The organism is Enterobacter sp. BIGb0383 (assembly GCF_003751845.1).
Lineage (GTDB): Bacteria > Pseudomonadota > Gammaproteobacteria > Enterobacterales > Enterobacteriaceae > BIGb0383.
The window spans coordinates 232,276-253,504 of sequence record NZ_RJKQ01000005.1 but is presented as its reverse complement, the minus strand read 5'-3'; the positions used below and the strand labels follow the sequence as shown (position 1 = coordinate 253,504).

Here is a 21,229-nt window from a genome sequence, read left to right as displayed (position 1 = left end):
TCCCCTGCGGGGAGCCTGAGGAGAGTCTATTATGCAAAATTCAGAGAATTTAGCCCTGACCGCGCCTTCTCTTCCCGAGGGCGGTGGCGCGATAAGCGGGCTGAAGGGGGATATTGCCGCTGCCGGTCCGGATGGTGCGGCGATGCTATCGGTACCTTTACCCGTCAGTGCCGGACGGGGCTATGCTCCGCCCCTGACGCTGAACTACCACAGCCGCAGCGGTAACGGACCGTTCGGGATGGGATGGAATATCCACCGTCCGGCGGTCCGTCTGCGAACCCACAAAGGCGTGCCAGCCTATGACGGCACCGATACCTTCACCGGACCGGACGGCGAAGTCCTGGTACCGGTACTGACGAAGAGCGGCATGGCGGAGATCCGCAGCGCCACGACACTCCTCGGCGTCAAAGTCGGTGGGAACTACCGGGTTCATGCGTACCGCTCGCGGGTGGAAACCGATTTTAGCCGCCTGGAGTACTGGGTGCCGGAGACGGCAGGCCAGCAGGACTTTTGGGTGTTATATCGCCCGGACGGTCAGGTGCATCTGCTGGGCCGCACTGCCCAGGCCCGTATCAGTCATCCGGACGATCTGTCCCGGACCGCCGTATGGCTTGAGGAGTCCTCCGTCTCAGCGACCGGGGAGCAGATCTACTATCAGTATCGGGATGAAAATGGCGCTAACTGCGACGCAGAAGAGCTTGCCCAACACCCCGCCGCGACGGCCCAGCGCTATCTGGCTGCGGCCTGGTATGGCAATAAGCAGGCCGGTCGCACGCTGCCCGCGCTGGTGCTGCCGCCCAAAGAGGATGACTGGCTGTTTGTGGTGGTGTGCGACTACGGCGATCGTCAGAGCGGTGATGCAGATATCCCGACATGGCAAAACCCTGACGCCGGAAACTGGCCGTGCCGCCAGGACTGCTTTTCCAGCTGGGAATACGGCTTCGAGGTCCGTACCCGACGTCTTTGTCATGAGATCCTGCTGTTTCATCGGCTGCAGACCCTGGCCGGTGTGCAGGAAGAGAATGAAACCCCTGAACCGATCTCTCGCCTGCAGCTGAACTATGCTCAGGCCCCGACCATGACGACACTAACTTCCGCTTACACGGTAGGCTATGAAGCGGATGGCGCTCCGTGTGCTTTGCCTCCGCTGACCTTTGGCTGGCAGGCATTTGCGCCGCCGGAGAGGGCGGAGTGGCAGCAGCGTGACGATATGGGGGCGCTGAATACGTTACAGCCGTACCAGATGGTGGATCTCAACGGTGAAGGGACCGCCGGTATTCTGTATCAGGACCGCGAAGCCTGGTGGTATCGGGCACCGGTGCGCCAGCCAGGGGATGATGCGGATGCCGTTACCTGGGATCAGGCCATGCCGCTACCTTCGCAGCCTTCCCTGCGGGACGGCGCGGTTCTGGCCGATTTCAACGGCGACGGACGGCTGGAGTGGCTGGTAACTGCCCCCGAGGTGGCCGGGCAGTATGCACGAACGGCTGAGCGGGAGTGGCGGAACTTTACACCGTTGTCTGCTCTGCCGGTGGAATATCATCACCCGCGTGCACAGCTGGCGGATATCCGCGGTGCGGGTCTGGCGGATCTGGTGCTGATCGGGCCGAAAAGCGTACGGCTCTACAGCGGAACCGGTGCCGGCTGGAGCAAAGCGCAGACGGTGCTTCAGCCCGAGGGTATCACGCTGCCGATCCCCGGAACGGATGCCAGGGTACTGGTTGCCTTTAGCGATATGGCCGGCAGCGGTCAGCAGCATCTGGTGGAGGTGCGGGCAGAAGGGGTTTGCTACTGGCCCAATCTCGGACATGGCCGCTTTGCGCCACCGATTATCATGCCGGGTTTTACTCAGCCTGCTGTGTCTTTTAATCCTGACCAGCTTTTTCTGGCGGACATCGATGGCTCCGGCACCACCGATCTTATTTATGCCCTCAGCGACCGGCTCCTGATTTACCGCAACCAGAGCGGGAACGACTTTACGGCTCCGTTCAGCGTGAGTCTGCCGGACGGGGTACGCTATGAGCGAACCAGCAGCCTGCAGCTGGCCGATATCCAGGGGCTTGGGGTTGCCAGTCTGATACTGACGGTCACGCATCCGCAGCCGCGCCATTATGTTTGTCCGCTGACTGACAGCAAACCCTGGCTGCTAAATGCCATGAGTAACGGTATGGGGGCCAGTCACGCACTGCTTTACCGTAGCTCGGCCCAGTTCTGGCTCGATGAGAAAGCCGACGCAGCGGCGGCGGGAAAATCTGCGCCGGTATGCTATTTGCCGTTTGCCCTGCATACGCTCCGGCGCACGGAAACACGCGATGAGATTAGCGGTAACCAGCTAATCAGCACCATCCGCTACCGGCACGGCGTGTGGGATTCGCAGGAGCGTGAGTTTCGCGGGTTTGGCTTTGTGGAGTCCCGCGATGCCGATACCCTGGTGGGACAGAGCACGACGGCCAGTATTCAGCGCAGCTGGTATGCCACCGGTTTACCGGAGGTGGATGATCGGCTTGCGGATGAGTACTGGAAAGGCGATACGCAGGCTTTCGGGCTATTCAGACCCCGATTTACCGTCGGAAGCGGTGAGGATGAACAGGTCTGTATGCCCGATGCGTCGACTCTGTTCTGGCTGCGTCGGGGCCTGAAAGGCCAGCCGCTGCGTGGCGAGCTTTTTGGCGCTGACGATCCCCGCGTCCCTTATTCGGTGACGGAACATCGTCCCCAGGTGCGACTGGTGGCGTCCAAAGGAGACGCGCCGGTTATCGCGCCGGCGATTGTGGAAAGCCGGACTTACCTTTATGAGCGGGTCAGCAGCGATCCGCAGTGTCGCCAGCAGGTGGTGCTCAGCCGCGATCCTTACGGTCAGCCGCTACAGCAGGTCAATATCTGCTATCCACGGCGAACTCAGACTTCGGCAAGCCCCTATTCAGCTGAGCTGCCGGAAACCCTGTTTGCTGCCAGCTTCGATGAACAGCAGCAGGTGCTGCGGCTTGAACGGATCCAGGAGAGCTGGCACTGCCTGGCGAATATCGAACAGGGAGTCTGGCTCCCCGGTCTGGCGGATGCCACCCGTCGAGATGCGTTTACGTATCCCGTGACTGCCGTTCCGGCGGGCGGGCTGAGCCTGGAATCTCTCCGCGACGCTGGCACGCTGCTGGCCGACAGTCAGCCTTATCTCCTGGCCGGGCAGGAGCAGGCCTGGTATCTGGACGCCCAAAATAACGCCACGGTCCAGGCTCCGGCGTTTCCACCCCGGCGGGCTTTTAGCGAAACGGCCGTTTTTGATGAGGCGATCGTCAGCGCGCTGGCGGAAACGATCCCAACTCAAACGCTCTCTGACGCAGGCTGGCTGCAGGCCAGCTATCTTTTTGCGCGCCCTGCGGAAGCGAGCAAAAAACTGTGGGTGGGGCGTCAGGGCTATACCACCTGGGCATCGGCAGCGCACTTCTGGCAGCCTGAAACCTGGCGCGACAGTCTGCTCACCGGGGCGGTCACGGTGACGCGCGATGCGTATGACTGCGCGATCCTGCAGCTGAAGGATGCCGCCGGGCTGACCACCACCGCCGAATATGACTGGCGCTTTCTGTTGCCGGTCAGGGTTACGGACGTGAACGACAATGTGCACGCCGTCACCCTGGATGCGCTGGGACGGGTAACCTCGCGGCGCATTCGTGGGACGGAAAATGGGGTTGCAGCCGGATACAGCGATACCGCTATGGCGATCCCGAAGACGGCAGATCAGGCGCTGGCCCTGGCGGCACCGCTACCGATCTCACTTTGCCTGATCTATGTTGCCGACAGCTGGTTAGAAACCGGGGATGCGAAGCTGCCGCCGCATGTGGTGACTCTGGCCACCGACCGCTATGACAGCGATCCGCAGCAGCAAATTCGTCAGCAGGTGACGTTCAGCGATGGTTTTGGCCGGGAGCTGCAGACGGCAAGCCGCCAGACGAACGGTGAAGCCTGGCAGCGAACGGCATCCGGTGCGCTGGCGACCCGCTCAGACGGTACGCCGGTGCTCGCGGAAACAACGTTTCGCTGGGCGGTCACCGGCAGGACGGAGTTCGACAACAAGGGCCAGCCGGTTCGCGTGTATCAGCCCTATTTCCTCGATAGCTGGAAATATGTCAGCGATGACAGCGCCCGTCAGGACCTGTATGCCGATACCCACTGCTACGACTCGACCGGGCGCGAGTGGCAGGTTGTGACGGCAAAAGGCTGGCTGCGTCGAACCCTGTTCACGCCCTGGTTTGTGGTCAGTGAAGATGAAAACGACACGGCCAGCGGAATCGCCGTGTAATGCGATACCGGCAGCGCTGCTGCCGGTGTTTCTGGAATGATTTACCCATGGAGTTCTCTTATGAGTGCATCCCTTTATGCGAAAACCCCCTCGGTCACCGTGCTGGATGGCCGTGGGCTGGCCGTGCGCGATATTGTCTATTACCGGCATCCTGATAGCCAGGATAACACCGAAGAGCGCATCACCCGCCATCAGTACGATGCCCGTGCTGCGTTGGTGCAAAGCACCGACCCGCGTCTGTTCCGCTCCGGCGTGGCAAATATTAATTACCTGCGCGATCTGTCCGACAGAGTATTACGGACCACCAGCGCGGATGCCGGGGTTTCCGTTCTCGTGAACGATCCTGCCAGGCGGCCTGCCGTGACGGTCGATGCCCTGGGGACGGTTGGGACGTTTCAGTATGAAAGCGCGGAATTACCTGGACGCCCGCTGAGTATGACGGAGCAGGTGAAGGGGGAGAATGCGCGGATCGCGGAGCGTTTTGTCTATGCCGACAACGCCGTCGCCAATAAAGCGCTAAATCGGGCCGGTCAGTGCGTGAGCCACTACGACACGGCGGGGCTGATGCAAACGGAGAGCTTCTCTCTTACAGGCGTCCCGCTGTCCGTCACGCGGCAGTTGCTGAAGGCGGCTGATACGGTCGACTGGCAGGGGAAAGATCCTTCTGTCTGGAACGGCCTGCTGGCCTCTGAGGCTTACACCACGCTGACCACTACCGATACAACGGGTGGGGTACTGACCACGCGTGATGCGCTCGGTCATCTGCAGCGCATGGCCTATGACGTGGCAGGCCAGCTTTCGGCAAGCTGGCTGACGCGAAAAGGCGGGAAGGAACAGGCTATCGTCCGCTCCCTGACCTGGTCTGCCGCCGGTCAGAAGCTACGTGAAGAGCACGGTAATGGCGTAGTAACGATCTCCGTTTACGAGCCGGAAACCGGGCGGCTGAGTCGGATCACCACCGTACGGCCGACGGGGCACCCTGGCGGTGCTAAAGTGCTGCAGGATCTGCACTACGCGTACGATCCGGTGGGCAATGTGCTGCGTATTCATAATGACGCGGAGGATGTCCGCTTCTGGCGCAATCAGAAAGTGCTGCCTGAAAATACCTGTACCTATGACAGTCTGTACCAGCTGGTCAGTGCGACCGGGCGTGAAATGGCAAATGCGGGTCGGCAGGGTAGCGCGCTTCCTGCACTCTCTTCTTTCGACGATGTGACTTACACCTCATATACCCGAGTGTACACCTACGATACCGCTGGCAATCTGACGCAAATACGCCACAGCGCCCCGGCCAGCGGTAACAACTACACCGCGGATATCACGGTCAGCAACCGCAGTAACCGGGCGGTACTGAGCACGCTGACGAAAAACCCGGCAGAGGTGGATGTACTGTTTACGGCGGGCGGGCAACAGAAACAGTTATCGCCGGGTCAGGATCTGCTCTGGACGCCGCGAGGAGAGTTGTCGAGGGTGATGCCGGTGGTACGTGACGGTGCTGAGGATGATCGGGAAGAGTACCGCTACGACAGTGACAGCCAGCGTATTTTGAAAACGCGCTGGCAGAAGATAAACGGCGGCACGCAAACGCAGCGCACGCTCTACCTGCCTGGTCTTGAGTGGCAAACCACGGCAAGAGGCAGTGCGATAATGGAAAGCCTGCAGGTCATCACTCAGGGTGAAGCCGGGCAAACTCAAGTACGTCTTCTGCACTGGGAGAGCGGAAAGCCGGACGATATCGGCAATGATTCGCTGCGCTGGAGTTATGGCACGCTTACCGGCAGCAGTGCCCTGGAGCTGGACGCCGACGGTGCGACGATCGGTATGGAAGAGTTTTACCCCTTCGGCGGCACGGCGGTCTGGACGTCGCGTAGCCAGGCGGAGGCGGATAATAAAACGCGGCGTTATTCGGGAAAAGAACGTGATGCGACCGGTCTCTATTATTACGGCTACCGCTACTATCAGCCCTGGCTGGGACGCTGGTTGAGCGCGGATCCGGCAGGCACCGTAGATGGACTGAATTTATATCGAATGGTGAGGAATAATCCTTTGTTATACGTTGATAAAAAGGGGTGTGCCCCTGTAAAACCAGATATTGATCTGGTTGATGAAATGTTGAGTGCGATTGTGGCAGAAAGACCCCACGACATAAAACCCAAAGAGGTTGCCCGCTCGGACCGGATGGTGAATAAGCTGTTTAACCTCGGTGAGGAAATATCTCCGGCTTTACCTGATACCGGGAATATTGCCCCTGTGACAGGTCAGACGTCATTAGTGAGCGTTGAGCGACATCCTGCGCTGAATGCCTACAGGGCGGAGCGTGCAGTATTTAAGGATATTTGTAATGAACAATTTAGTAGCCTGATTAAACATGCAGCGATTGAGAAACTGCCCGAATATTCTGGCGCTGGCAGGCATTTTAGTGACGATTCTTCAGTGATGGTAAATTATCAGTCGAAATTACAGGAGTACACTTTATTCCGTCATGCTCAGGCGAATATGGCAAAGGCTAAAAAAGATGTTCGCACGGAGATTATTCAACATTTTCGTTGAGTTATTCTAAGCCATTATTTATTTAACCGGTGAGGAGAAGTGCGTTACGGCGCACTTCCCCTCTTTGCTCACGCCTGCTGCAGTCGCGCCAGGGTTCTGGTAACCTCCTCTTTTACCTTATTCAGGAGAGGGACAATGGCGGGTAAGCGGGTAGTGATGGTCGTAGATATGCAGCAGGGTGTGTTTGCCACGCCGCGTATTCAGCGCGAGCAGTGCGTGGCGCAAATCAACAGGCTGACCCTGGCGGCCGACCAGGTCATTTTTATTCAGCATGCCGAAGCGGGCGGGCTGGAGGAGGGGAGTGAGGGCTTTGCGCTGCTGCCCGAGCTGGAGCAGCCGTCGGGCGCACTCTTTGTAACCAAAACCGCCTGCGATGCGTTTTACCGTACTGAGCTGGAGCAGGTGCTGCGCGAGCACGCCATCGATAGTTTTGTGATGTGCGGCTGTGCAACCGACTACTGCGTCGATACCACCCTGAAAAACGGTGCCAGCCGGGGCTATGCCATCACCGTGGCGGAAGATGCCCACACGACCGCCAATCGTCCTGCCGCTCCGGCAACCACGCTGATCGCTCACTACAACGAGGTGTGGCGAAACCTGACGGTACCGGGTAATCCGGTGACTGTGAAACCTGTCGCAACAATTCTTAACGACTGGCAGACGAACTAAGTCTCTGCATTCCTGTCAGAAAAATCAGCCCTGCATCGCTGAGGCGGTGGCGGGGCTTTATATGTAGTGCACAGCAACAGTGATAACGATAAGAAGTAAGCAGGAGAGTCATGTCGTATGTTTAAGTCCTTTTTCCCGCAGCCGAAGCTGTTTTTTTTGTCGGCTTTTATCTGGACCGTTCTGACGGTGATGTTATGGCAGTTTGGCGGCAGCGCCTGGCTGATGCGTATTACCGGTGCCAGCAGTGAGGTACCCATTGGTTCGGCCCGCTTCTGGTCCCTGAGCTACCTGCTGTTCTACGCGTACTATTTTCTCTGTACCGGGCTGTTCGCCCTGTTCTGGCACATTCGCGCGCCGCACCGCTGGCAGCGCTGGTCCGTGCTGGGCACCGCCCTGATTATCTTTGTGACCTGGTTTATGGTGCAGGTCAGCGTCGCCATTAACGCCTGGTACGCGCCTTTTTATGACCTGATCCAGACCGGTCTCAGCGCGCCACATAAGGTGACCATCGACGAGTTTTACAGCGGTATTGCCACCTTCTTAGGGATCGCCCTGATTGCGGTCACGGTGGCGGTGCTGAATAACTTCTTTGTCAGCCACTATGTCTTCCGCTGGCGTACGGCGATGAACGAATACTATATGGCGCACTGGCAGTCCCTGCGGCATATCGAAGGCGCTGCTCAGCGCGTACAGGAAGATACCATGCGTTTCTCCACCACCCTGGAAGGGATGGGGGTTAGCCTGCTGAAGTCGATTATGACGCTGATTGCGTTTCTGCCGGTGCTGGTGGTGCTCTCAGCCCACGTGCCTGAGCTGCCGATTGTCGGCTATGTGCCTTACGGGCTGGTGATCGCAGCCATACTCTGGTCCCTGTTGGGTACCGGTCTGCTGGCGGTGGTCGGGATTAAGCTGCCGGGGCTGGAGTTTAATAACCAACGCGTCGAGGCTGCCTACCGTAAAGAGCTGGTTTACGGGGAAGATCACGCCGACCGCGCCGCGCCGCCGACCATGCAGGCGCTGTTTTCCGCCGTGCGGTTTAACTATTTCCGCCTCTATTTCCACTATCTGTATTTCAATATCGCCCGTATTTTCTATCTGCAGATGGATAACGTTTTCGGCCTGTTCCTGCTGTTCCCGTCGATCGTTGCCGGTACGATTACGCTGGGTCTGATGACGCAGATAACCAACGTTTTCGGCCAGGTGAGCAGCTCGTTCCAGTACCTGATTAACTCATGGGTAACGCTGGTGGAGCTGATGTCGATTTATAAACGTCTGCGCAGCTTTGAGCGCACGCTGGATAATCAGGACAGCCTGCCGGTGATTAACACGCTTGGCTGAAAAGGATAGATAAGCAGTCAGGCGTGCGGTACTGCACGCCTGACGGTTACAGGTAGCGGCGCCAGCGCAGAAACAGCGCCACGCTGCCGAGGAGCAGGCAACCCATCAGGAAGGGCACCAGACCAAACAGGGTGCCGACCGCCAGGCCGATTTCAACTTTCGGGCGGCTAACGTCCTGAATTTGCATCAAATGCTCATAAACCCCTGGGGTGTGAACCAGCAGGTTTAAGAGCTGGGCACCGGCCCAGAAGCACAGCAGAACAAACAGCGCATACGCGATATTACCCGGGGTGGAGGAATCCCTTTTCTTTCCACTGGCAATCGACTTTGTCAGGGTGAACTCTGCCATAAAAGACCTCCGAAACATTCTCTTAACGCTGGCATCATGCCAGGTGGTACGAGAGTAAGTTTGTCAGGTCATAAGGATTGTCAATATCAGATTGATGACAATTTGCGCTTCGGAACCCCCCTGAATTTTCATTTTTTGCTTTTTGTCACAAAAAAGGGCTTTAAGTTAAATTTAAGTGACGTTTGTAATTTTCTGTTGAGGTCGCTGACGCGCGCGGGGAAGTGTGCGAGGATGCTTTTTTTCCTGCCGGAGTTGTTATGAAGCTGCCCGTAAAAATCCGCCGTGACTGGCACTACTATGCGTTCGCCATTGGTCTGATTTTCATTCTGAATGGTGTGGTCGGTCTGCTGGGATTTGAGGCTCAGGGCTGGCAAACCTATGCCGTCGGGCTGGTGACGTGGGTTATCAGTTTCTGGCTGTCGGGGCTGGTGATCCGCCGCCGCGTCGATGAAAGCGAGGACGCGACGGCAAAAGAGTGATTAGCCGTTAACGGAGGTTTTCAGTCCGCTGTTGGCGCGGTGACGCTTCAGCGCCAGCTCAATCAGGCGGGTAATCAGGTCGCGGTAGCTCAGGCCGCTGGCCTGCCACAGTTTCGGGTACATGCTGATATTGGTAAAGCCGGGCAGGGTGTTGATCTCGTTGATCACCACCTGGTTTTCATCCGTTAAAAACACATCTACCCGCGCCAGGCCGCTGCAGCCCAGTGCGCTGTAGGCTTCTACGGCAATCCGGCGGATCCGGTCGTTGACCTCAGGTGCAATCGCCGCCGGGACTTCCACTCGCGCACCGTTATCGTCGATATACTTGGTGTCGTAGGCGTAGAAGTCGCTGTTCAGCACGATCTCGCCGCAGACGCTGGCTTCCGGGCTGTCGTTACCCAGCACGGCACACTCAATTTCTCGCCCTTTAATCCCCTGTTCCACAATCACTTTATGGTCGAATTCAAAGGCCAGATCGACCGCCTGCTGATACTGCTCCTCACGGGTCACTTTGCTGACGCCCACGGAAGAGCCCTGGTTGGCCGGCTTCACAAACAGCGGGAGTCCAAGCTTTTCAACAACCTCAGCAAAGCCGATGCGCTGACGATTAACTCGCGTCAGGGTGATAAACGGGGCAATGGCCAGACCCGCGTCGCGCAGCAGGCGTTTGGTCACGTCTTTATCCATACAGGCGGCGGAGGCCAGCACATCAGAGCCGACAAACGGCAGGTCAGCCATACGCAGCATCCCCTGCAGGGAGCCGTCTTCGCCGAGGGTGCCGTGCACAATCGGGAAGATAACGTCAATGGCGGGCAGAGGTTGACCACTGCTGGCATCGATTAGCGACTGGCCGGTACGACCTGGGATTTGTGCCAGGGTGTTGTCGGACGGGCGCAGGGCGATATGGGCCGGATCGTTGGCGTTAAGCAGGAAATTACCCGCATCGTTGACATGCCACTGACCCTGTTTGTCGATGCCCAGCAATGCCACCTCAAAACGCGACTTATCGATCGCATCGGCAATGTTTTTCGCCGACTGGAGGGACACTTCATGCTCCGCCGATTTACCGCCAAAGACGATCCCTACCCGTAACTTCGCCATCTCACACTCACCCATCACATAACGGAAAGCCGATAACATACCACGTCAAAATCGTGCTATCTGCCATAATGTTGTTTTTATTGCGCGGGAGGGATGGTGAGAGGAAAAGGGGCAATTTTTTTAATCCTGGTACTGGGGGCCGGGTGGCTGGGCTACCGTTTTCTGCCGCCGCATTACAATCCCTTTGCGCCGTTACAGCTCAGCGATCCGCCGGGAAGAATCACCCAGTTTAAGCTGCGGCGGCTGACGCCTGAGGCGTGCTCCGTCCTGCTGGATGAGGCAAACCGGCAGCGGCTAATTAGCAGTCAGCCGGTGGCGGATACCCAGGGCACCTGCCCGCTGGAGAACGTGGTGCGGGTGCGTAATTTTGGCAGCGTGGCCCTGAGCAGCAGTTTTCTCGCCAGCTGCCCGCTGGCATTAAGCAGTGCGCTCTTTGTTGAACAGCAGGCAAAGCCGCTGGCCAGAGATCTCGTCGGTAGCTCGCTACGGCAAATAGACCATCTTGGCAGCTACGCCTGTCGGAATATTTATAACCGGCCGGATGCCCGCCGCAGCGAGCATGCCAGCGCGGAGGCCCTGGATATCGCCGCCTTTCGTTTTGCTGACGGGCGGCGGGTGGCGGTATTAAACGGCTGGCGTCAGTCGGATACCCAGCCTTTCCTGCGTGCGCTGCTGGATAGCGCCTGCCAGTATTACGGCAACGGGCTTGGCCCGGAATACAACGCCGCCCATGCGGATCACTTCCATCTTGGAATGCGTGGCTATGGGCTCTGCCGCTGAGGATAATGCTCTGCGTGCTAATGATTTTTTTGTGACATATTTCACGGTAAGTAGCGTTAGGGCGATAAAACCCTGAACTCAGCGCGTGGGCATTTCTGGTCATTACGCGCTGGCCGCAACTTGCTAAGCTAAATAACCCCTGACAAAACAATGTAATGACGCCTGTTTATGGAATCCTGGAAGGTTAATCTTATTTCGGTCTGGTTCGGCTGCTTTTTTACAGGACTGGCGATCAGCCAGATCCTGCCGTTTTTGCCGCTCTACATTGCCGAGTTGGGCGTCACCTCCCATGAAGCTCTCTCCATGTGGTCGGGGCTGACCTTCAGCGTCACCTTTTTGATCTCGGCGATTGTCTCCCCGATGTGGGGCAGCCTGGCCGACCGCAAAGGCCGCAAGCTGATGCTGCTTCGCGCCTCCCTGGGAATGGCGGTGGCCATACTCTTACAGGCGTTCGCCACCAACGTCTGGCAGCTGTTTTTCCTGCGGGCGCTGATGGGTCTGACCTCCGGCTATATCCCTAACGCCATGGCGCTGGTGGCCTCGCAGGTGCCGCGCGAACGCAGCGGCTGGGCGTTGAGTACCCTGGCGACCGCGCAGATTAGCGGCGTGATCGGTGGGCCGCTGCTGGGGGGCTTCCTGGCCGATCACGTTGGCCTGAGGCCGGTCTTTTTTATCACTGCCATACTGCTGATGGCCAGCTTCACGGTAACGCTATTTCTGATCAAAGAGGGTGCCCGGCCGCAGGTTTCCCGTGCACAACAGCCGGGCCTGCGAGCGGTCTTTGCTTCACTGCCCTATCCGGGACTGGTGATCAGCCTGTTTTTCACCACGCTGGTGGTACAGCTTTGTAACGGTTCCGTGGGGCCGATTCTGGCACTGTTTATCCAGTCGATGAGCCCGGACAGCCAGAATATCGCTTTTTTGAGCGGAATGATCGCCGCTATCCCCGGCGTCTCGGCGCTGATTTCCGCGCCCCGGCTGGGCAAGCTGGGGGACCGCATCGGGACGGGAAGGATCCTGCTGGCGACGCTGCTGTGCTCGGTAGTCCTGTTCTTCGCCATGTCTTTTGTCACCTCGCCGCTACAGCTTGGCGTTCTGCGTTTTCTGCTGGGCTTTGCCGACGGCGCGATGCTGCCTGCGGTCCAGACCCTGCTGCTAAAGTACTCCAGTGACCAGATCACCGGGCGTATCTTCGGCTACAATCAATCCTTCATGTATCTGGGCAACGTGGTGGGGCCGCTGATGGGGGCCGGTATTTCAGCCATGGCCGGTTTCCGCTGGGTCTTTATTGCCACGGCGGTCGTGGTGGCGATTAACCTCTGGCAGCTATGGGCCGCGCTGCGTCGCAGCCAGCTCCAGGCTGACATTTCCCGCGCCGGTTAACCCCGGCGTATTAAGCAATAATATTCCCTTATCTACCTAACAGTTAATAATAGCTAAAACATCTGTTTAGCCACAGTAAATAATATCCGTGAGCGACTTCTTTTAAATTCTGCAATAAAAACGTTTCGCTGGCCTCTTTATTATTTGTTTCCTGGTAAATATTATTTTTGTCATAAAATAGTTTTTATTTTCACTGGCTAATATTCGTTGCGGGTGTTACCGTCAGCGGAAATATCCTGGGGGATGCGCGATGAAAAACTTAATTGCAGAGTTATTGCTGAGACTGGCTCAAAAGGAAGAGGAGTCAAAAGAACTGACGGCGCAGGTTGAAGCGCTCGAGGTGATGCTGACTGCCCTGCTGCGCCAGATGCCACAGGTGCAACAGCGGGATCTGTTTGAGCGGATTGACGTCGTGCTCGACCATACCAGCCCTGAAGCTCAGGTTTTCCTGCGCGACAATGAAGTCCTGCGCCAGTATATACATAAGGCCGTTCAGGCTTCCGCATGACGGAATTAATTCACGGGTGGAGAAGCCACCATCCACCCGTGATAAATCGTTCCTGCTCAGGATTTACTGAGCTTCTCTGATTTTTCCATACATTTGTTCATTGCTTCGATCACCGCCGCACGGAATCCGCGATCTTCCAGTACGCGCACGGCTTCAATGGTGGTGCCGCCGGGTGAACAGACCATATCTTTCAGTTCACCGGGGTGTTTCCCGGTTTCCAGCACCATTTTGGCGGAGCCCATCACCGCCTGGGCGGCGAACTTATAGGCCTGGGCGCGCGGCATACCGCCAAGCACGGCGGCATCAGCCATGGCTTCAATAAACATAAATACGTACGCCGGAGCAGAGCCGCTGACGCCCACCACCGGGTGGATCATCGCTTCAGCGACGACCTCAACGTCTCCCACACTGCGGAAAATGGTCAGCACATCAGCGATATCTTCCGGCGTGGCCAGCGCGTTAGGGGTGACGGAGGTCATCCCGGCATTGACCAGCGACGGGGTGTTGGGCATGGTGCGGATAATTTTACGATCGTGACCCATTGCGCGGGCCAGCTGATCGAGCGTAATGCCTGCGGCAATAGAAACCACCAGCGTCTCTTTATTGAGGCTGGAGGTGATGTCGCTCAGGACTTTGATCATGATGCCCGGTTTGACTGCGCCGAAAACAATATCGGCCACCTGGGCGACTTCCTGGGCGCTCTGCGCGACGTTAATACCGTAGCGATCGCGCAGTGCGGAGAGTTTATCCGGCGAAGGGGTGTAGACCCAAACTTGCCCGGGCTGCACCTGTCCACTGGCGATCAAACCACCGAGGATCGCCTGGCCCATATTGCCGCAGCCAATAAAGCCGATTTTCTTATCCATCTCCATCCCTCTGCTGGTAATTGATTAAAGCTTTCCTATTGTGGCATCTGCGGCTTTGCGCGCAAGCAAAAGCAGGCGACAATAGTCTTTTGGTTAACGACAGCGACATCACAATGGCGATATGGGTAGATGCGGACGCCTGTCCGAACGTAATTAAGCAGATTTTATTTCGTGCCGCCGAGCGCACGCAGACGCCGCTGACGTTGGTCGCAAACCAGACCCTGCGCGTGCCGCCTTCGCCGCTGATCCGCTCACTCAGGGTGCCGGCCGGTTTTGACGTTGCCGATAACGAGATCGTACGCCTGTGTGCGGCAGGAGATCTGGTGATCACCGCCGATATTCCGCTGGCGGCGGAAGTGCTGGGAAAAGGCGCGGTGGCGCTGAACCCTCGTGGGGAGCGCTACAGCGAGGCGACGATTCGCGAGCGGCTGACGATGCGCGATTTTATGGATACCCTGCGCGCCAGTGGGATCCAGACCGGCGGGCCGGACACGCTCTCCCAGCGCGATCGCCAGCAGTTCGCCGCCGAGCTGGACAAATGGCTGCTGGAAGTACAGCGGCGCGGAAAGTAAAAATTCACCGCGTTGTCATCATTATTTTCCCTACGTCGCGTAAGGTGACAGCGCATCGGGCTTGTCAGCGGGCGTCACTTTACAGTATGGTGGCCCGCATACTCTCCATGCCATCATAACTTTACATCTCTCGATCCCTTGTGATATCTGAATTTCTGCTCAATATGAAGCAGATATTGTCCGTTGATTGTAGCGATTAATTTACGCTTAGTTATGTACTAGTTTGATGGTATTATTTTTTTCCATTGCTGAGATCCCGCACCGTTGCGGCATCAAGGGGAACATCTTGTTTATGACGCAACCCATCTTTCTTATCGGCGCCCGGGGTTCGGGAAAAACCACGGTCGGTCAGCTGCTGGCTCGCGCACGTCATTATCCGTTTGTTGATACGGATCGCTGGCTGCAGGACACGGCGCAGATGACGGTGGCGACGATTGTTGAACAGGAAGGATGGGAACAGTTTCGCGCCAGAGAGAGCCAGGCACTGGAGGCGGTAACGCATCCTGAGACGGTCATTGCCACCGGCGGCGGCATTGTGCTGGCGGAGCGTAACCGGCTGTTTATGCGCCAGCACGGGATCGTGGTTTATCTGTCGGCTCCCGCTGAAACTCTGGCCGGTCGGCTGGAGGCGTTCCCGGACGAGGGTTTGCGCCCGACGCTGACCGGCAAACCCGTTAGTGAAGAGGTTCGCGAGGTGCTTGAGCAGCGCGATGCGCTTTACCGCGATGCGGCACACTATATTGTGGATGCTGCACGTCCCGCCGATGAGGTGGTTGATGCAATCCAGACTCTTCTGCGATCTGGCGAGGTCAGCGAGGGCTATACTCATTATTCCCCTGCTGACAAGGACACACTATGCCAACAAGACCTCCCTATCCGCGAGAAGCCCGAATCGTCACCGTTGAAAAGGGCGTAGCAGGACGCAGCGAGACCTGGTATCAGCTGCGCGCCGATCATCCTAAACCCGATTCGCTAATTAGCGAGCATCCCAGCGAGCAGGAAGCGCGGGATGCCAAAAAACGTTACGAAGATCCGGATAAGGACTGAGTACGTCCGCGTCGGCTGCCGCGTTCTGAGGGGCCGGAAGTCGACGCAAATCACATTTTTACACCCTGACACAGATGCGGAAAAAAAGTAATTATCAGCAATAACAGGAAGATTCTGGAATTAATCGGAATTTTTATCCTCGCTGCCCACCATCGGCTGCTACGCTTGTGAGCGGTTATTCTTTCGGCGACGGTAAACCGGATCGTCATCAGCTTTAAAGCAGTGGCAGGAGAGAAGGTAAAAATGAGTACGACCCTGGCTATTCTTACGATCGGCGTGCTGCCGTTTCGTGAGGTTCTGCCGTTGTTAACTGAACATATTCCTGAAGAGCAGATCACCCACAAGACGCTGCTGGGGAATCTGCCCCGCGAAGAGGTGATGGCCCGCTATGCCATTGAGCCGGGCGAGGATGACGTTCTCACCCTACTCAGCGATAGCACTATTGCCAGTATCTCCCGTCAGAAAGTTGAGCGCGACCTGCAGGCTGTGATCGAAGTGCTGGATAACCAGGGCTACGACGTGATCCTGCTGATGAGCACCGCGGATATCAGCGGACTGTCTGCCCGTAACGCCATTCTGCTTGAACCGCGACGCATTATCCCACCGCTGGTCGCGTCTATCGTCGACGGGCATCAGGTCGGGGTCATCGTCCCGCTGGTCGAGCAACTCTCTGCCCAGCAGCGTAAATGGCAGATGCTGGAAAATGCCCCTCTCTACGCTATCGCCAGTCCGATACATGATAGCGACAGTACCCTGATTGCCGCAGGGAGTCAGCTGCTGGCGCAGGGCGCGGACGTACTCATGCTCGACTGTCTCGGTTTCCATCAGCACCATCGCGACGTACTCCAGAAAGCGCTGGAGGTGCCGGTCCTGCTCTCTAACGTCATGCTGGCGCGTCTGGCATCGGAATTACTGGTCTGACGGATTGTGCGTGACAGCCGCGAAGCTCTGCCCCTATATTGGTTGTTTCAGTCAGCGATAATAAGGGCCAGTTTATGCTTCAAAGTAATGAATACTTTTCCGGTAAAGTGAAATCGATTGGTTTTACCAGCAGCAGCACTGGCCGCGCCAGCGTTGGCGTGATGGTTGAAGGCGAATACACCTTTGGTACCGCAGAGCCTGAAGATATGACCGTGGTAAGCGGCGCGCTGCGCGTTTTATTGCCGGGGGAAACTGAGTGGAGAACCTACGTCGCCGGGGACGGATTTAACGTGCCGGGCCACAGCGAGTTCCATCTGCAGGTTGCGGAGCCGACCTCTTACCTCTGCCGCTATCTGTAATGCTTTTTGCCCGGTCGCCTTGCGCTGACCGGGCTACCTGCTTTTAGCGCTGGGCTTCGCCGCCCAGGCCTTCCACTAGATCCTTGATCAGCGCGGCCAGTTCGCCGGTCATCAGGATCGAGTCGGCGTCAAAACGTCCGGCAAAATCTTCCCGCTCAATATCGTCATTCTGATCGCGCAGCTCGTCGGCGAATTTCAGACGTTTGATCGAGGCATCGTCGCAGATCATAAACTGAATACGCTGCTGCCAGTCGAGTGCCAGCTTAGTCACGACTTTCCCGGCTTCGATATGGGTCGCGATCTCATCGCTGACCAGATCCTGTTTCTTACAGCGGATCACGCCGCCGTCATCCAGCAGGGCTTTCAGCTCGGCTTCGTCCAGCAGCTGGAAGCCCTGGGCGACGTTGCCGGAGCGGACCCACTCGGTCAGCGTCAGCTCAATCGGGTTTTCCAGCACCAGCGGAACGACCGGCAGAGAGCCGAGGCTTTTACGCAGCAGGGCGAGCGTGTCTTCCGCTTTTTTGGCGCTGGCGCAGTCGACCATAATCAGGCCGTTGACCGTATCGATCCACATCATGGTCTGACTGAAGCGGCTAAAGGCGCGTGGCAGCAGAGAGTGAAGCACTTCATCTTTCAGCGCGTCTTTTTCAGTTTTACGCAGCTTGCGGCCCTGATCGGCTTCGAGGCGGGAAATTTTGGCTTCCAGCGTCTGCTTGATCACCGGCGTCGGCAGAATTTTCTCTTCTTTGCGTGCGCAAATAATAATCTGGCCGTTATTCTCGTGGGTTAAGGCTTCGCTCTTTGAACCCATCGGCGGAACCCAGCCGGTTTTGGCCATATCCTGGCTGCCGCACGGGGTGAATGAGAACTCCGCTAACTGTTTTTCCATCTCGTCCGCACGCAGCGAAACGTCGCGGCTGAGGCGGTAAACCATTAAATTTTTAAACCACAGCATGATAATTTCCACGGCCTTGTCATTAAATTTCAGCGGGCATAATAACGAATTGTCGACGGGCTTGCATTGCCAATCCCGTGGGACAGCTCTACTCTCTTGTTATTTCAGACATTGATAAGGAACGGCCCGTGCGTATTGGTATTGACTTAGGCGGTACAAAAACGGAAGTCATCGCGCTTGGCGAACGGGGCGAACAGCTATTTCGCCATCGTCTGCCCACGCCGCGTGATGACTACGCGCAGACCATCGAAACCATTGCCACTCTGGTGGCGATGGCCGAGCGTGAAACCGGCCAGCCCGGGTCCGTCGGCGTGGGGATCCCCGGGTCGATTTCGCCCTTTACCGGCAGGGTAAAGAACGCCAATTCCACCTGGCTGAACGGGCAGCCCTTCGATAAGGATTTAAGCCAGCGGCTGAATCGTGAGGTGCGGCTGGCCAATGACGCTAACTGTCTGGCGGTTTCCGAGGCGGTTGACGGCGCGGCAGCGGGTGCGCAAACCGTCTTCGCCGTCATTATCGGCACCGGCTGCGGTTCCGGCGTGGCCATCAACGGTCGTGCCCACGCGGGCGGTAACGGCACGGCGGGCGAGTGGGGGCATAATCCGCTGCCGTGGATGGATGAGGACGAGTTGCGCTATCGCCAGGAAGTGCCCTGCTACTGCGGCAAACAGGGCTGTATCGAAACCTTTATCTCCGGCACTGGCTTTGCCACCGACTATCATCGCCTGAGCGGAAAACGGCTGCAGGGCAGCGAGATTATTCGTCTGGCAGAGGAACAGGATCCGCTGGCCGAGCTGGCCCTGAGTCGCTATGAACTGCGGCTGGCAAAGTCGCTGGCCCACGTGGTGAATATTCTCGACCCGGATGTGATTGTGTTGGGCGGCGGGATGAGCAACGTCGACCGGCTCTATAAAACCGTCCCGGAGTACGTCAAACAGTGGGTGTTTGGCGGCGAGTGCGCGACGTCGATTCGCAAGGCGGTCCACGGCGATTCCAGCGGCGTACGCGGGGCGGCCTGGCTGTGGGGAGAGGTATAGCCCCATCCACTGTATCCGCTATGACCTGAGCTTTATGGCTCGCAACCAGAAATCGACCTGCCCGAACGCATCTTGCTGCCATTGCTCCGGGGTGCGTTCATTGAGCAGGCGGGTCTCCTGAACAAACTCTTTTACACAGGTTGGGCCATAGCCATCGAAACTATCAAATTTTCTGTTGATATAGCCATACCCGGTGGCAGCACTTGCGTGTGCAAGTAAGGGAATGCATTTCTCAGCAAGGGCTTGCGGGCCACCCTCATAATTACGGATGCAATAGTAGATGTCGTAGGCGTCTTTGCGCTTGTGCCGATTATTAAGTGCATACCCTTTCATGGCCAGCAACGCTGGCACTGAGCATACGGTAATTTCAACGCTGTTTTTACCTCCTCCGGGCATAGTGCCATCCAGCGTGATAAGTTCGTTAAAATCAATAGCGAGGTCTGCCCCGGATGCCGGAATAACTGCAAAATCTTTGACAAGTGGGGGATTGTTTTTTTCAATGGCCGCATTTTCTGGCCTGAGAAAATCAATGACAATATCAATATCTGCCCCGCCATCTGTGGCTTTAACCGTACGAATCAGCTGAAAGAAGCGAGCGTCTTTTCGTTGCTCATAACCCTGAGTCATCAGGCTATCAACGAGTGTGGCATACTCCCCGTCGCCAAGTGCTTCTGAATCAAGTCCGAGGTCGATATCCAGTGTGCCGACGTGTGGCATATCTTCGCTGTGTAGCAACAGCCAGGGAACGGCTCCCCCGATGACAGCGAACTTACCCCTGTAACTTCCTAAAATTTGTCCGATTTCAATCAGGACTGATTTAACGGCTGCCGTGGTTCGGTCTTCATATTCTGCTGCTGATTGTGGTTCTTGTTTTGTCATTTTTACCATATTCCCTGGTTTCTAAGATGTTCTGCCGCTTCGAGGCCGCGTTCTCCATAGGTTGTAAGATCAAGGTAAGTTTGTACCGCACCCGTTGAGAATACGCCTTCTGCAGGTTCAATTGAGTCACGGAATATCCCCGAATCCTTAGGGAGGGTGATCAGGATATTTGCGCCTTTTAATGATGGGCTTAGTTGCAACGCTGAGACTAATTTCTCCAGACCTTTTTTATCCGCGTAGAAGTAATCGACACCCGTTCGGCCATAGGGAGCAAGCCACTGCGCGGCCGAAAATGAGGCAAGGATTGCTTTACCCGCTTTTTCGCTACAGCACAGCACTTCACGCAGGCGAGATTCAAGGGTGCTACCGTGCAGTGTGGTATAAAAGCTCAGCGCCTCTCCTGCGGGAGGCTGATAACTTGTTTTCCACGCATCAAGAATTAAATCGGGCTTCAGGACGCTCAAACCATTGTTATGCACAATGGCCCAATTTCGGTTAAGTAAGCTCTGTCGTACGTTGCTTACCTGCCCGAGGCTAACATGACTTTCTTCGGCAAGCTCCAGTACCCGCCAGATTCTGTGGGGATCTTTGAGTATTGTTCTGAGAACTTGCGCTGATTTCGGGCTAAAGAGAGAGCGAAGGCTGCGTTTTTCGACAGCTGGTTTGTTGGTCGTTTGGTGTTCAATATAGATCCCACCGAACATGATCCGGGCATTACCTTCCATATCAAGAAAGGCAATGCCGTTTTCGTTGCACAGAGCCTGAGCCTCGGGAGAGAGCCAGGGAGCAATAATGACGGGGACAAAAGCGTCCTCTGCACTGAACATGAAAGCCTGCAGCTGGGCTATTGCTGCCTGAATAAATCTGGGCTGGCCATTACTTTTTACTTCGCAGGCAAGTAAATACGCGGTGTTCCCTGTTCTGACATTAAGCACGGCATCAACACGGCTGAACTGTTTTTCAGCATCAACGTTGTCAATGACGGGAACCTGACGAAGCAATCCACAAAGCTGTGTTATGGCTTGATCCTCAAAGACATCTTTCTCTTTCACTATAAACTCCCATTTCATCATTTGCTGAAATGCTACTTTTTAGTGAAATCTACTTTGCCAGTCTTATCAAATTTTACAAGTCATGGGATC

Annotated in this window: 19 protein-coding genes and 1 pseudogene; 14 read left to right on the top strand and 6 right to left on the bottom strand. The window is 56.7% G+C overall.

The genetic code is table 11. From position 1 onward, the window contains the following. Positions 1-31: 31 nt before the first annotated feature. From EDF81_RS21220 to sbmA, 4 genes are all read left to right on the top strand, one after another. Positions 32-4,294, top strand: a complete 4,263-nt coding sequence (locus tag EDF81_RS21220) for a SpvB/TcaC N-terminal domain-containing protein (RefSeq protein ID WP_123350147.1) — start codon at positions 32-34, stop codon at positions 4,292-4,294. Positions 4,295-4,354: 60 nt separating this feature from the next. Next, complete coding sequence (locus EDF81_RS21215) at positions 4,355-6,844, top strand: RHS repeat-associated core domain-containing protein (protein WP_123350146.1); 2,490 nt, start codon at positions 4,355-4,357, stop codon at positions 6,842-6,844. A gap of 135 nt (positions 6,845-6,979) precedes the next feature. After that, entirely contained in the window at positions 6,980-7,513 is a 534-nt protein-coding gene (locus tag EDF81_RS21210) for an isochorismatase family protein (RefSeq protein WP_123350145.1), read from the top strand. Between the two features lie 117 nt (positions 7,514-7,630). Next, on the top strand, positions 7,631-8,851 hold the full coding sequence (gene sbmA, locus EDF81_RS21205) for a peptide antibiotic transporter SbmA (RefSeq protein ID WP_123350144.1): 1,221 nt from the start codon (positions 7,631-7,633) through the stop codon (positions 8,849-8,851). Between the two features lie 46 nt (positions 8,852-8,897). Here sbmA and EDF81_RS21200 read toward each other — a convergent pair whose 3' ends face one another. Next, a complete protein-coding gene (locus tag EDF81_RS21200) occupies positions 8,898-9,200 on the bottom strand; it encodes a DUF2755 family protein (protein ID WP_123350143.1) in 303 nt (100 codons plus the stop codon). A 257-nt stretch (positions 9,201-9,457) separates the two neighbouring features. On the opposite strand from EDF81_RS21200, the gene EDF81_RS21195 reads away from it, so the two are divergent. Then, complete coding sequence (locus tag EDF81_RS21195; protein WP_123350142.1) at positions 9,458-9,679, top strand: DUF2754 domain-containing protein; 222 nt, start codon at positions 9,458-9,460, stop codon at positions 9,677-9,679. Here the strand turns inward: EDF81_RS21195 and ddlA are convergent, their stop codons facing one another. Then, positions 9,680-10,780 (bottom strand): D-alanine--D-alanine ligase, encoded by a 1,101-nt coding sequence (gene ddlA / locus EDF81_RS21190; RefSeq protein WP_123350141.1) that lies wholly within the window; start codon positions 10,778-10,780, stop codon positions 9,680-9,682. Between the two features lie 96 nt (positions 10,781-10,876). Here ddlA and EDF81_RS21185 point away from each other — a divergent pair, with 96 nt between their 5' ends. The 3 genes from EDF81_RS21185 to iraP all read left to right on the top strand — a co-directional run bounded on the left by EDF81_RS21185 (position 10,877) and on the right by iraP (position 13,451). Then, the gene (locus EDF81_RS21185) at positions 10,877-11,560 is read left to right on the top strand and encodes an extensin family protein (protein ID WP_260232758.1); all 684 of its coding nucleotides are present in this window, start codon (positions 10,877-10,879) and stop codon (positions 11,558-11,560) included. Between the two features lie 168 nt (positions 11,561-11,728). After that, positions 11,729-12,943, top strand: coding sequence for a multidrug efflux MFS transporter (locus tag EDF81_RS21180; RefSeq protein ID WP_123350139.1), 1,215 nt, complete (start codon positions 11,729-11,731; stop codon positions 12,941-12,943). A 250-nt stretch (positions 12,944-13,193) separates the two neighbouring features. Further along, positions 13,194-13,451 (top strand): anti-adapter protein IraP, encoded by a 258-nt coding sequence (iraP, locus tag EDF81_RS21175; protein WP_123350138.1) that lies wholly within the window; start codon positions 13,194-13,196, stop codon positions 13,449-13,451. A gap of 56 nt (positions 13,452-13,507) precedes the next feature. Here the strand turns inward: iraP and proC are convergent, their stop codons facing one another. Next, positions 13,508-14,317, bottom strand: coding sequence for a pyrroline-5-carboxylate reductase (gene proC / locus EDF81_RS21170; protein ID WP_123350137.1), 810 nt, complete (start codon positions 14,315-14,317; stop codon positions 13,508-13,510). A 113-nt stretch (positions 14,318-14,430) separates the two neighbouring features. On the opposite strand from proC, the gene EDF81_RS21165 reads away from it, so the two are divergent. From EDF81_RS21165 to ppnP, 5 genes and pseudogenes are all read left to right on the top strand, one after another. Beyond that, entirely contained in the window at positions 14,431-14,889 is a 459-nt protein-coding gene (locus EDF81_RS21165; protein ID WP_123350136.1) for a YaiI/YqxD family protein, read from the top strand. A gap of 292 nt (positions 14,890-15,181) precedes the next feature. Continuing rightward, a pseudogene (gene aroL, locus EDF81_RS21160) lies at positions 15,182-15,694 on the top strand (shikimate kinase AroL); the annotation flags it as partial. Between the two features lie 50 nt (positions 15,695-15,744). Then, the gene (gene yaiA / locus EDF81_RS21155) at positions 15,745-15,936 is read left to right on the top strand and encodes a protein YaiA (protein ID WP_123350135.1); all 192 of its coding nucleotides are present in this window, start codon (positions 15,745-15,747) and stop codon (positions 15,934-15,936) included. Between the two features lie 243 nt (positions 15,937-16,179). Beyond that, a complete protein-coding gene (locus EDF81_RS21150; RefSeq protein ID WP_123350134.1) occupies positions 16,180-16,857 on the top strand; it encodes an AroM family protein in 678 nt (225 codons plus the stop codon). A 74-nt stretch (positions 16,858-16,931) separates the two neighbouring features. Further along, positions 16,932-17,216, top strand: coding sequence for a pyrimidine/purine nucleoside phosphorylase (gene ppnP, locus EDF81_RS21145; RefSeq protein ID WP_123350231.1), 285 nt, complete (start codon positions 16,932-16,934; stop codon positions 17,214-17,216). Between the two features lie 43 nt (positions 17,217-17,259). Here ppnP and rdgC read toward each other — a convergent pair whose 3' ends face one another. After that, positions 17,260-18,171 (bottom strand): recombination-associated protein RdgC, encoded by a 912-nt coding sequence (gene rdgC / locus EDF81_RS21140; RefSeq protein ID WP_123350133.1) that lies wholly within the window; start codon positions 18,169-18,171, stop codon positions 17,260-17,262. A gap of 128 nt (positions 18,172-18,299) precedes the next feature. Between rdgC and mak the strand changes: the two genes are divergently transcribed. Beyond that, positions 18,300-19,208, top strand: a complete 909-nt coding sequence (gene mak / locus EDF81_RS21135) for a fructokinase (RefSeq protein ID WP_184999556.1) — start codon at positions 18,300-18,302, stop codon at positions 19,206-19,208. Positions 19,209-19,226: 18 nt separating this feature from the next. On the opposite strand, the gene EDF81_RS21130 is transcribed toward mak, so the two are convergent. Next, positions 19,227-20,096 (bottom strand): nucleotidyl transferase AbiEii/AbiGii toxin family protein, encoded by an 870-nt coding sequence (locus tag EDF81_RS21130; RefSeq protein WP_123350131.1) that lies wholly within the window; start codon positions 20,094-20,096, stop codon positions 19,227-19,229. After that, entirely contained in the window at positions 20,090-21,139 is a 1,050-nt protein-coding gene (locus EDF81_RS21125) for a type IV toxin-antitoxin system AbiEi family antitoxin (RefSeq protein WP_260232746.1), read from the bottom strand. Before EDF81_RS21125 ends, EDF81_RS21130 begins: the two co-directional genes overlap by 7 nt. Between the last annotated feature and the right edge of the window lie 90 nt (positions 21,140-21,229).